Annotated in this window: 7 protein-coding genes; 1 reads left to right on the forward strand and 6 read right to left on the reverse strand. The window is 60.9% G+C overall.

Annotation, left to right across the window (positions count from 1 at the left end):
• Positions 1-95: 95 nt before the first annotated feature.
• Positions 96-1,142, reverse strand: a complete 1,047-nt coding sequence (gene sppA, locus RCAS_RS15915) for a signal peptide peptidase SppA (protein ID WP_012121563.1) — start codon at positions 1,140-1,142, stop codon at positions 96-98.
• A 1,400-nt stretch (positions 1,143-2,542) separates the two neighbouring features.
• Positions 2,543-4,540, reverse strand: a complete 1,998-nt coding sequence (locus tag RCAS_RS15920; protein WP_012121564.1) for a choice-of-anchor Q domain-containing protein — start codon at positions 4,538-4,540, stop codon at positions 2,543-2,545.
• 513 nt (positions 4,541-5,053) lie between these two features.
• Between RCAS_RS15920 and RCAS_RS15925 the strand changes: the two genes are divergently transcribed.
• Entirely contained in the window at positions 5,054-6,262 is a 1,209-nt protein-coding gene (locus RCAS_RS15925) for a putative glycoside hydrolase (protein WP_232280037.1), read from the forward strand.
• Between the two features lie 13 nt (positions 6,263-6,275).
• On the opposite strand, the gene RCAS_RS15930 is transcribed toward RCAS_RS15925, so the two are convergent.
• The 4 genes from RCAS_RS15930 to RCAS_RS15945 all read right to left on the reverse strand — a co-directional run bounded on the left by RCAS_RS15930 (position 6,276) and on the right by RCAS_RS15945 (position 12,712).
• Positions 6,276-7,496, reverse strand: a complete 1,221-nt coding sequence (locus RCAS_RS15930) for a class I SAM-dependent methyltransferase (protein ID WP_012121566.1) — start codon at positions 7,494-7,496, stop codon at positions 6,276-6,278.
• 8 nt (positions 7,497-7,504) lie between these two features.
• Positions 7,505-8,563: a glycosyltransferase gene (locus tag RCAS_RS23420; protein ID WP_012121567.1), complete on the reverse strand. Its 1,059-nt coding sequence runs from the start codon at positions 8,561-8,563 to the stop codon at positions 7,505-7,507.
• A gap of 109 nt (positions 8,564-8,672) precedes the next feature.
• Positions 8,673-11,261: a fibronectin type III domain-containing protein gene (locus tag RCAS_RS24570; protein WP_012121568.1), complete on the reverse strand. Its 2,589-nt coding sequence runs from the start codon at positions 11,259-11,261 to the stop codon at positions 8,673-8,675.
• Between the two features lie 269 nt (positions 11,262-11,530).
• Positions 11,531-12,712 carry a class I SAM-dependent methyltransferase gene (locus RCAS_RS15945; RefSeq protein ID WP_232280038.1) on the reverse strand — a complete coding sequence of 394 codons (1,182 nt, stop codon included), beginning with the start codon at positions 12,710-12,712 and terminating at the stop codon, positions 11,531-11,533.
• Positions 12,713-12,795: the final 83 nt, after the last annotated feature.

Consider the following 12,795-nt stretch of genomic DNA (forward strand, 5'->3'; position numbering starts at 1 on the left):
CCATCCTTACATGTCAGAGAACGAACCGATCCAAACGCCCGGCACGGCGCGGGCGTCCCCACCCGCATCCGGGCGCGCGGGCGTCCTCGCCCGCATCAAGGAACAAACCGATACTCCAACCGTGGCGCGCGCGGCTGCGCGATAGCGCGCAACCCCAGTGGATCAGACGGTTGCAGGTTCTGTTCCAGATTTGCCTGCAACAATTCGCGCAGCGTATTGAACGAACGATAGCGCACAATCAACGCATCGGTCAACCCCGCCAGTTCTTTTGCACCTTCGATTGCATCTTCCAGGTTGCCAAGTTCATCGATCAAACCCAGCGCTTTCGCCTGTCGCCCGGTGTAGATTCGCCCGTCGGCGAGCCGGATCACCTCAGTGCGTTCCATCCCGCGCCCCTCGACAATCACATCGATAAACCCCTGGTACGCCTCATCGACCAGCGCATTCCAGATCGCCTCTTCCTCCGGCTGCGGCGGGCGCAGTGGCGAACCGATATCCTTGAAATCACCGCTTTTGTACACATACTCGCGCAGACCAAGGCGTTCAAAGGCTTCATCATAGTTCAGCAGCGACACAATGACCCCAAGGCTGCCGGTGAGCGTATCCGGGTTGGCATAGATGCGTTCGCCCGCCATCGAGATATAGTATCCACCGCTGGCTGCAATTGAACCCATCGAGATCACCAGCGGCTTCCCTTTTTCTCGCAATTTCTTGAGTTCGACATACAACTCATTGCTGGCAACGACGCTGCCGCCAGGGCTATCCACCCGCAGCACCACCGCCTTCACCCGCGAGTCGTTTGCAGCAGTGCGAATCTGCGACAGCAACTGCTCGTGGCTCAACCCTGTGGTGAACAAGCCATCGCCTGCGTCGGCCCCAATTGTGCCGCTAACGGTAATAACCACGATGCGATCATTTCCTCGTCCAGAGATGACCTCTTCCTGCCATCTGCTGCCGGGAACTGTCGCAGCCGCATTGCCGCCATCGAACGCCAGCAGCAACGCCATGCCACCGAGCGGCAAAATGGCGCACGCCAGCACAATGCCCACAATGATCGAAATGACAACAATCCACGTCCGGTCTTTTCGCGGCGCCGGTTGCGCCAGCGGAACCGGAGCGGAAACAGGCGGTTGATCGCTCATGTCTCCTCCCTTCCGCGTTTCCCTTGCCACGTGCGTGAGCAGGACACGCCTTGCCAGGACTCTCCTGTAGGGGTCTCATACCAATGACGATTGAAGATGCCGCATGCTGGTCATTCCGAGCGCAGCGACTTGGCATTCCGAGCGCAGCGACTGGTCATTCCGAGCGCAGCGACTGGTCATTCCGAGCGCAGCGAGGAATCTGCGCGGGTCGCGCCAGACCCCTCGCGCTGCTCGAGGTGACCATGCCGGATGGTCACAGGTCATTGGTATCAGACCTGCTCCAACAACGCCTGAGTATGATACCACAGAGCGGGCTGAGATAACCGTTACCCGGCTTTTCTGAGCAGCGGACGACTTCCAGGTTCAGCATCCAGGAGCGTTCAGTATGCCATCCAGGAGCGTCTTCCACCTCCACCGGGAGTTCAAGAGCAGACAGCACACATAAGCATAGCGGGCATGCATGGCGTTGGGATGAGCCGTTGTACCCTCACCTCCTGCCCCGCTCCCGCACGCGGGAGAAGGGTGTCGCGGTCTTCCCCGCTGGGTGTGCCATACTAGTATGCTAGCACGATACATTGTCTGTCCCCCGATGAGCGCGCCGTCTTGCCCTCACCCCCTGCCCCGCTCCCGCACGCGGGAGAAGGGTGTCGCGGTCTTCCCCGCTGGGTGTGCCATACTAGTATGCTAGCACGATACATTGTCTGTCCCCCGATGAGCGCGCCGTCTTGCCCTCACCCCCTGCCCCGCTCCCGCACGCGGGAGCGGGGGGGCGCGGTCGTCCCCCGCCGGGTGTGCCGGGGGGCGCGGTTATTGTGCGACCAGCACAGCAGGTCGAAGCAATTCCGCCCGCCCTGAAACCCGCACGCGGGAGCAGGGGGTCGCGGTCGTCCCCCGCCGGGTGTGCCGGGGGGCGCGGTTATTGTGCGACCAGCACAGCAGGTCGAAGCAATCCCGCCCGCCCTGAAACCCGCACGCGGGAGCGGGGGGGCGCGGTCGTCCCCCGCTGGGTGTGCCGGGGGGCGCGGTTATTGTGCGACCAGCACAGCAGGTCGAAGCAATCCCGCCCGCCCTGAAACCCGCACGCGGGAGAAGGGTGTCGCGGTCTTCCCCCGCTGGACATGCCATACTAGTATGCTAGCACGATACATTATCTGTCCCCCGATGAGCGCGCCGTTTTGCCCTCCCCCCCGCTCCGCTCCCGCACGCGGGAGCGGGGGGAGGTGCCGCGCGTGGGTCCGTTCCCCGGTGAAAGCGCCAGTGTTCGCGCAGGGGTTCGGTCCGCCCGTAAACTCAGCGGGGGTGGGGTCTGCCTCTTCCGCCGGTTGTATACCGAAAGTTGTGTCAAGCGGCGTGACTGCAACGTACAACCCACAGCCTGCAACCTCCCGCCCCTCACAACATCAGCGACGAACGATCGGCAAATAGCCACGATAGACCTGCGCCAGGACGCGCAGCGTGACCGGCGGCAGCGCCGAGTTGCTGACCCGCACCTCCAGATCGCCAGCGTTCGCCACATCAGCCGCAGTGAGCGTGGTGCGCAGTTCAGTGGCGCTGACAAACGTTGTCGGACGTTCAACGCCGCCGATGACGATCGTGCTGCTCGCGTCGAAGCCGGCGCCGGAGACGATCACAACCGTTCCTGCTTCGCCGACGCCAACAAACGGCGGCGTGAGCGATAGCGCCAACACCAGTTCATACGCTCCCACATCACAGGCGCCTCCCTGCGGACGAATGACGCCGCGCTGATCGGCTGCCGGGCACGTCGCCGCCGCAGCGCGGTTGAACCCCGGACTGGACGCCGCAATTGCCATCGTCGGTGTGGGACCGCCATTGTTTGCCAGCGGCGCGAGTTGTGGGTCCTGGAAGAGGATTGCCGAAGCCGGTGAGGTTATCAGGTTGTTGATGTCGTTATTGAAATCGGGCGCTTTGGTGCGTGGAAACTGAATGTTACCGCCGCCATTGAGCAATGCACGGTTCGTGTGGTACCCCTGAAACTCGGTTGTGACCGGGTTCGTGTGCGTTGGATCGAGGCGATTAGCAGAGAAGATTGAACTGGTCAGTGTCACTGCCGCTGCTGACGGATTACCGGCAAAGATCGCACCACCCTGAAACGTGGCGAAATTGCTCGCAAACGTCGCGTGAATAATGTCGATGGTCCCTCTGCTGATGATCATGCCGCCTCCCTGACCGATGACGTTGGTTCCGGCGGTTGCGGCGCGATTGTCGAAGAACGTTGAGTTCACCACCCGTCCGCGACCGTTCACCGACATCCAGACGCCACCTCCTTGCCTTGCGGCATAGTTGCCGTTGAACGTCGACTCGCGGATCTCGATATTGTCCTCATTCACCCCACCTGCCAGGTCGTCTTCGATATGATAAATAGCGCCGCCGTGACCTTCAGCGGGCGGTGAGTCGAGCACCCGGTTGTTGCTAAAGGTCGAGCGGGCATAGGTCGCTTTCGTGTTCAGGTTATCGGAGATCGTCACTTTGAGTGCGCCGCCGCCGCGCGTTGCAGTGTTTCCATCGAACACGCTGCCGCAGACCTCGACAGTGTTACCGGTGATCGGATTGAAGCTATTGCTGACGCCATCGAGATGAATGGCGCCGCCATGCCCTCGCACAATGCCGCCCGTCGTCGCGTCAGCGGCGCGGTTGTTCGTGAACCGCGAGTTGTAGACCTGCAAGCCGGTCGCAATTCCGCCGAATGCGCCGCCGCTGCCGGCCTCATTGTTGACAAAGACCGACCCGACGATGACCGTTTCGTAGATATTGCCGGCATAGATCGCACCGCCTTGATTGTCCTCGTCGGTCATGCTGGTCGTGCGGTTGTTCTCGAAGATCGAGTTGATGATATGGAGGCGTGTTCCCGGACTCGTCACCCACAGCGCCCCACCGCGCGCTTTGTCGTCCTGCGTTTTCGTGGCGGCCGGCGCGCGCCCATTGATAAAGCGCATATTCTGGATGACCAGATCGTTGCCGGAGGTCTTATCAATGTGCGAACCCGGGGTAAACGGTTTTTCGAGAATACGGGTGACACCGCCGCCATCGAGCGTGATCAGTCCTTTACCATCCAGCACAATATCGCGGGTCGCTGAGGTGACCAGTGGCGAAGTGATCGGAATCGTGACCGGGTGGGGTCCGCAGTCGAAGGTGATATGCCCGCCGGTCGCAAGCGCCGCCTGAAGGTTCGCCTGCGTGCAACTGGTGATGACCGTCGGATTGACCAGCGTCACCGGCACAATCGGAGGGGTGCAGGCAGCGGGAGGCGCGCCAGGAGCGCCGGCAGGCGCCGATGCCATACCGGGCAGTGGCGGAACTGTCGCGCTGACACACAGGATGGTCAGGCAGATATGCGCCAGCAGACGACGCCAGCGACTGGGTGGTCGTGAGGTGTTCATTGAGCCGCTCACGGACAGAAGATCATAACGATACGAAATCCTGGATAGCATAAACCTTTCTTTGACCGCGCGCAATAGTACATCGTCCCTACTTCTTTTCCAGGACCCGGGATCGATCAGAAGTCGAACCAGCCGGCATTGGCGCTGCTCCAACCGCCGGCGCACCAAGTGTCGTTGCAAGTAATACCAATGACGATTGAAGATGCCGCATTCTGGTCATTCCGAGCCCTTCGCTTCGCTCAGGGTAAACGCAGCGAGGAATCTGAGCGGGTCGCGCACGACCCTCGCGCTGCTCGGGGTGACCATGCCGGATGGTCACCGGTCATTGGTATAAGATGCAACCTCTTCGTGCAGCCGACCGCTGCGCGTGTGAACGATCCGAAGGCGCTTCACCGCGCGAAAATCCGGGTTCAATCAACGATGCATCGTGGTACGTCTATCGCACATGACGCGCTGTAATGCCCGCGTTTGCGAAAGACAGAAATGCTGGAGATGTGCTACCATAACAAGGCAATGGACACACATATTGGACAGCATGCGCAATGGCGCGTTCTTTTGAGCATCCTCCTGGCTGCGGCATGCATCGCGTCGTGCGCTGCACCGGCCAGTTCAGCGCCAGCAGATCCGGTGCGCGTCCAGGAAGCCTACTTCTACAAGCCACCGAAGGATGGGACGACCGCCGAGGCGCTGGCAGCGCGCGCCGACCTGATCATCCTGACGCGCACCGATGAGCCGTTTCGCGATGCGGTCCGGCGCGCAGGCTATGCTGGCGTTATTTTGCAGTATATGCTGGCGGCTGAGGTGAGCGGGCCGGTTGATGCAGTACGCGCCGACGCTCCCTGTAACTCGGAGCACCGTCCGTGGCGCAATCAGGCGGCGTTTCGCGTCGGCGAGTTCTGCAACCTGATTCATCCCAATGACGACTGGTTTCTGCACAACGAGAAGGGAGAACGTCTCTACACCAACTGGCCCGGTCACACCGGATATTTTTACCACATGAATCCTGCCAGTCCGGGATGGCGCGCATTTCTGGTCGCCCGTCTGCGCCAGGCACTTGAAGGAGACGATCAGGAACCTGCGTTGGGGTACGACGGCGTCTTCCTGGATAATGTGGCGCTGACCCTGTGGAAACTGCGCCGGCAGGTGAACAACAGCGATGGCGCCGTGCGCGAATTCGGCTCGGATGAGGCGTATCGAACCGCGTGGGTCGCGCTGCTTACCGATGTCTCCAATGCGCTGCGCCCTGCCCGGCCCGTCTGGGCGAACCTGATTGCCGAATCCGCGCCGGGTAGCGGATGGGACGAGTATCTGCCATACCTTGATGGCGTCATGGTGGAGGCCTTCGCCACCGGTTGGCGCGGCAGCGTTGCGCCGTCCGAATGGGAGCGCGGGCTGGTGCAGGCTGAGGAGGTGCTGCGCCACGAAAAGGGATATCTGGCGGTGGTTCAGGCAAAAGACCAGACGTTGCTTCCTTTTGCGCTGGCATCATACCTGTTGATCACCGACGGTCGTCGCGCCTTCTTCCGCTATGTCGAACGCGGCGATTACGCGATCTTTCCGCACTACCCCCTGCTCGACACGTCGCTGGGCGCGCCAAGAGGGCCGCGCTACCGCCAGGACGATGGAACCTGGCGGCGCGATTTTGCGCGCGGGTACGTCATTGCCGATCCCGTAACCCAACAGGCGCAGATTGTTGTTGAGGGACGCGAAGGCGCTGAGTAGCCAGATTGCGTGGTTACGCGCTTTCGACGGCGGCAGTGACGCCGAGCGCATCGAGCGTCCGCCCAATCTCATCGACATACAGCGCATTCATGACGATCACCGCATCGGGCTGATACGAGCGCAGAAATGCCGGTTCAACGACTTGTTGCCCGCTGCCGGCGACATATTTCCCCTGTTTGCGCGGATTGATATCGACCACGTATTCAATAGCGTTCAGATCGCGGAAGACGTTCAGAAACGTCACTCCCTTCGATCCGGCGCCCCAGACCACCACGCGCCTGGATTGCCGCGCCAGATGACCGAGTCGCGCGCGCCAATACTCCACTTTTGCGCCATAGTTGTCGCCAAACGCTGCAACATTATGCCACATGCGTTCACCATCAAGCCGCGCCTGCGCCGTCGGCGAAACGCTATGTGATGTTGGTCGCGCCTCGATGGACAGGAACTGCCCGCCGAACGCTTCGCGCACATCAAGCGTCTCGAAGCCGGATGTCTCGAACAGATGCGTCAACGACGCCGGGCTGAAGTACGAACAATGCTCGTAGATAATGTCCCAAATGCCCAGGTCGCGCAGCATCCAGAGCGCATTTGGCACCTCAAAGTACACCGTTGGCTGACGATGATCGCCGATCACGCGGCGCAGGCTCTCGATAAACACGCGCGGACGCTCGATATGTTCGAGCACGTGGCGACATACGATCAGATCGGCCGGTTCGTGCGCATATGATTCCCCAAAGAAATCCACCACAAAGCGCACATTTGGGTCAAGCGCATCGCGCGCCGGATCGGGCACAAAACTTTTGTCGAATCCAATGCCGCGATTATTGCCAGCACGACAGATCTGACGCAAGAAATCACCCTTGCCGCAGCCAATCTCGATGATATCCCTGTCATACAGATCATACCGTTCAACCAATCGTTCCGTCAATTCCGTCGCATACTGCTGGAAACGCCCGGAGAAGTGGAGTGAATTTTCATATTCCTGTGAATACTCCATTTTTGACGAATCAAAGGCGTAGTTGTATATATGGCTGCACTCGGCGCAATAACCAAGCGTAATATTGCCTTTCGGCGCGCGTAGTGCGGCTTCGCGCGTTTCCCACAGCACATTACAATAGACCGGCGCCTGCGAAACATTCATAAAGAGATGAACATCCGCTGATCCGCAAACCGGACAGAAGCGAGCATCGGCTGTCGGCTGATCGTCACCGTGGCGCGTAGTCGAATGGCTCATTGGCAACCTCATTTCACAGAACATGACGCGCGCCGATCATCGTGCTGCATAGCATCGGCAAGCGCCTCCTGCATCATCGAAACCAGCGCGCAGGCATGATGCACCGGATTGAACCGCTCCACGACATCCCGATACGCACACTCGATCATCCGTTCGATGTCCGGTTTATGGTCGGGATCGAGCGCCCAGCGCAGCGCTTCGACATAGCTCTCAGGCGTTCCGCGCACCACTATGCCATTTTCTCCATGGCGAACATAATCGCGCACACCCAGAGCATCATTAACGATCACCAGTTTCTTGAGCGCCATGGCGTTCAGGTATGTTTGCTGACCGCTGGCGCGGGAGGTTCTCATGCGCAGCGGCACGACGACAACTGCTGCGCCACGCAGCAATCGAACATACGCATCGTGTGGAACCTGCCTTGCGCAAACATTTGGCGGGAGATTCGGGTAGGTGTCCAATTTGCGTGTGGCGAACACAAATGCATAGTCTGGCATCATCCGCGCGGCTTCCACCAGCGGTGCGTAGTCGCGAAACGAATTGCCGCCGGCAAATACATACGTTCCCGCCTCGACGCCACCTTGCATCTCTTCTTTGGTCAGTGAACACATGTAGGGAACAAAGCGCACTTTTGCCGCATCGACGCCCCAGACGAGCGGAAAAAGGCGACATTCGTCATTCGAGAGCAACACATAACGACTGATCGCCCGGTCTGCAAAACGCACAAGAATGCGGTCGAGCACAGCACGCCATCCGGTGTTGGGTTCCCACGCTTCGCCGCAGAAAACGATGGTCGGTCGCCAGCGACGCGGTAGAAAACTCAAGAGAAATACTGCCAGCACTTCTGGCTTGAACCGTCCGCGCCCGGTAAATAACAGCAATCCTTCATACTTTGTCGCAGCCTGTACCACGCCTCTCAGCAGCGCGAACTCTCCCCACAGATCGTAGCCGGTCGCATATGTCCACGGGGGCATGGTCACTTGCTCGAACATTGCGGCAAATACCGGCACACCCATCAGGTAATCCAGTGTTGTGCCGCATCCGGCACGCCGCACTGTACGGTCCATCACTCCTGTGCTCCTTATTGCCGGACTGTGAGATCCTGCAACGATGCATGACTGTGTGCCGAAACAATCATACACGTTTCTGGAACAACCGCGCACCTCCATCCTTCGCTTACGGGTTGGTGACCAGCGGCAACCAGACGACCGACGGAGAAGCGCCGACAATTGGTGTCGCGCTCGGTGTCGGCGTTGCGCTCGGTGTCGGCGTTGCGCTCGGTGTCGGTGTTGCGCTCGGTGTCGGCGTTGCGCTCGGTGTCGGCGTTGCGCTCGGTGTCGGTGTTGGGGTGGCAGTCGGTCCTCCGACGCCACTGAGCGGTCGCACGGTAATGTTGCCAAAACTGGCATCGACGTGGTGCGCCACCAGCAGCAGCGACCCACGCTCCAGCGGTTGCTCTCCCGCCGGCGCAACCCCGTCCACCGTCCATCCCGCCGGCTCCGCCTCTGCTGCCCGCCACACCTTCAGCCGGTACCGCTGCCCTCCCCCTGCGACTGTCTCCACCCGCATCTTGAACATATACGTCTCCCCCATCCGCAACCGCATTCCGCTCAGGTCGCGCGCAAACACTGTCGCCGCCCCTGTGTCCAGATGCAGGTGCATCGCCCGCTGCGTCGAACTCGCGTCCGGGTACCGTTCCAGCCGGTACCATCCCAGCGCTCCGAGCGGGTAGTACACCCAGCGCGGCTGCGTCTCCTGCCCTGCCGGTGCATCCCAGTGCCCCTGCCACCGCAGCAGCAACCCCACCCCCGGTCCCCCGCTATTCGGTCGCTGCCCGCGATACATATCGATCTCGTGGATCGTCACCGCCGCCGTTACTTCATAGTCAGTCCACGTCACATCTCCAATCGCCAGCAACCGGTCGTACCCCGTCGACACCGGGCGCACACTTCCCTCCTCCAGCGCCCACAGTCCGTCCACCGCCTGCGCCGCCTCTCCCACCCGCTCTACCACGCTCCAGTCAATCGCATCCGGCAGCGGCCACGTCGCGCCAGGGATATACCGCACCGTCACCGTTTGCACACTCGTGTTCCCCAGCCGGTCCACCGCCGTTATTTCCAGCGTGTTGTCTCCGGCGCTCAACTCCGCCCGATCCAGCTCAATGTTGAACTCCCCTGTTGTGTACACCCGCCGCCAGTTCAAGAATGAGTTCGTGTAACTCCCCGGTCCCGGCATCAGCGACCGCTCCGCTCCGCCGTTCAAGCGGTAGCGCAGCGGCCACGCCGCCGTCCCAAACGCTGCCATGTTATACTCGAACCCGTCGGCGTCGCTCATCCGCCCCAGCACATTCACCCATCGCTGCGGGTTCCCCCGCGCTCCGAACGTCTGCACCGGTCCGTCCCATATATCGATCACCGGCTGGCTCCCCACTGCTGTCGGCCATGTCCGAAAGACCCCGCTGCATCGCGCCATCTTCCCGCTTGCGTCCGTCACCGTCAACCGATACCAGTAGTTCGTCGCCGCCTGCAACCCGCTGATGGTGAAGGCGTGCGTCTGCCCTGAGCCGCTCGTCTGCACACCTCCCGCCGCCGCGCGCGACCCGTAGCGCAACTCCGCCGTCGTCGGCTCGTCGCTGTACCCCGTCACGGTAAGCGTCGTCCCGCTCAGCGTGTGCGGCGGGCACGCCAGCAGCGGCGCGTGTGCGTCCGGGTGCGCCTGCGGATCGTCGGGGAGCGGCGCGTTCGCCACGTGGAAATAATCCACCGACGCCGTGAACGGCTGCGCGTACCGCCCGCTCGCCTCGGCATTCCCCGCGAACACCCCTACGCTCGTGACGCTTAACATCACCGTCCCATTCGTAAACAGCGTCCAATTCGCGCCATCGAACGAATAGCGAAACTGCCAATTTGTCCCACTGCGCGTCATCCGCAGCCATACCGGATGCCCTGGCGCACTGAGCGCACTGTTGTTGAAGGTCGTCGCGCTCGTCCCGCTCACCAATCCGGCGAACAGTCGCACCTGCTCCACGCCAGCGCTGTTCCTCCGGCTCGAAATGTCGAAGCGCACAAAGGTCGTCGCATCGCTTGTCTGCGCGATCAACCCTTGCATTGCGATATGCCCGCTCACCCGCGAGTTGAACTTTGCTATCACGTCGAAGTCGGCGTCCGGCGCCGCTTGCAGCAGGCGCACCGCCGTGTTGCCGTTCGTCCACGGCTCGCGCGGCGGACCATCAGGCACGATCAGGCGGATGTCCGTGCCGGTCAACTCATACGCCGCGCCGCCTGGATCGACGAACGTCCAGGAATCCAGCCCGCCGGTGCGGTTGAAGTCGTCGGAAACGATGGGACCGGAGGCGGGCGGCATGAGAGACGCCGGAGCGCTGAGCGCAGGGGTGGGGGTGGGAGTGGCGACGGCGGTGGTAAAGGTCTGCGGCGACGAGAAAGCATTCGTCCCGTCGGAGCGATAGGCGGTGATCCAGAAGCGATAGGTTGTGGCAGGGACGAGGTCGGAAAGCAACGCAGTATGGGAGGTTCCATCGCCGCTGGCAGGAGCGCTCTCCGTCCAGGCGCCATCGGCGGGACCGTAGAAGACCGCGCCGCCTGCCGAGAGATTGGTCGTCCAGCGAATTGTGGCGCTGCTGGCGGCTGGGATGACCTGAATGTCGGTAATTGTCAGCGTCGCCGGAGAAGGAGATGGCTCAACAGCGAACACGCCGCCGATCAGAACCATTGCCAATCCAAGCGCAAGTATGACCGCATAGCGCATAGGTAACCACCAGGGCTGAAACGAAAGATACAACCGTACCGAATGCCCCTACTCAAGGGCAAAGATGTTCGAGACAAGAGATATTTGCCGCTTCCCGGCGCCTTCGTGTCTTCACCCCCCTGATTCCCTCTCTCTTGCGTTCGCAGAGGGCATGTGGGCGCTCTGACAGCCAGAGCGGACGATACATGCGCAGGATTGCCGGAAAAGACCACACGCGGAAACAAAAGGAACCTGCGGCGGCGCTATTGCGCGCAACGGCGTTCCAGGACTCACGCACACCCCACAAGCGCCGATGCCGCGCGACCGAACATCTCCACGCTCAACACGTCCGCCGTCACGCCGAGCGTCGTCAAATCACGCTGAATCTCATCGCGGTAGATCGGGTTCATTACAATGACCACATCGGGCTGATAGTCGCGCAAAAACGCCGGACCGACGATCTGTTGACCGGTTCCCGCCATGAACGTCCCGTGCTTGTTCGGGTTTATATCAACGGTATAGGTAATCTCCCGTTCGATGCCCAGCGTCGTCAGGAACGCAACCCCTTTCGACCCCGACCCCCACAACACCACCCTGCGTCCAGCGGCATGCTGCTGCGCCAGATACTCCCGCCAGCGCTGCAAGACCTGCGGCGCTTCGCGTCGAAACGTCTCAACATCGGCAGCGGTCCGTTCCAGATCGTGTTCCAGGGCTGGAAACGCGCGACCCATCCCGCTTCCCGGCTGTGCTTCGATCATCAGATACTGATCGCCATAATCGCGCCATAGATCGATCACGTCAAAACCGCAGCGTCGGAAGAGGCGCGCCAGCGAACCGGGTGTGAAGTAGGAACAATGCTCGTAGTAAATATCCCAAAACCCGATCTCTTCCAACACACGCGTTGTATCGGGTATCTGAAAGAAAACGGTCGTCTGCGGTTGATCGGCGAGCGCGCGTCGCACCATGCCGACAAACGCCGCCGTATGGTGGATATGCTCCAGCGTCATCTTACAGACGACGAAATCCGCGCGGAGGTGCGCATACTGCTCGGAATAGAAATCGGTAATGAACGTCACGCGGTCAGCAGGATGCGCCAGGCTCCGCTCCGCAACATATGCCGGATCGATGCCCACACCGCGATTTTCGCCCAACTCGCAGAGCAGCGTAATAAATTCACCCTTGCCGCACCCGATTTCGAGAATATCTTTGCCGCGCAGATCATACCGTTCGACCAGATATTCCGCCAGTCTGCGCGCAAACGCATTGAATGTCGGCGAATACCCCTGTGTTTCCTCGTAGCGCTCCGAATATTCGTGAAGCGACGGATCAAAGGCAGTATTGCTGATAAACCCGCACGAGCGGCAAAAACCGAGGCGAATATCGCCACGCGGATAATTGACCGCCTCTTCGCGCGTGGCGAGCAGGAGAACGCTATGCGCCGGAACGCGCTCCAATTCGTAGAAAACGTCCATTCCCGCAGACCCACACGCGGGACACATTATTGATTGCATGGTCGTGCTCTCCTCTGGTGATGTCACAAGCGGCAACGCCCCTG

It is taken from the genome of Roseiflexus castenholzii DSM 13941 (genome assembly GCF_000017805.1).
Lineage (GTDB): Bacteria > Chloroflexota > Chloroflexia > Chloroflexales > Roseiflexaceae > Roseiflexus > Roseiflexus castenholzii.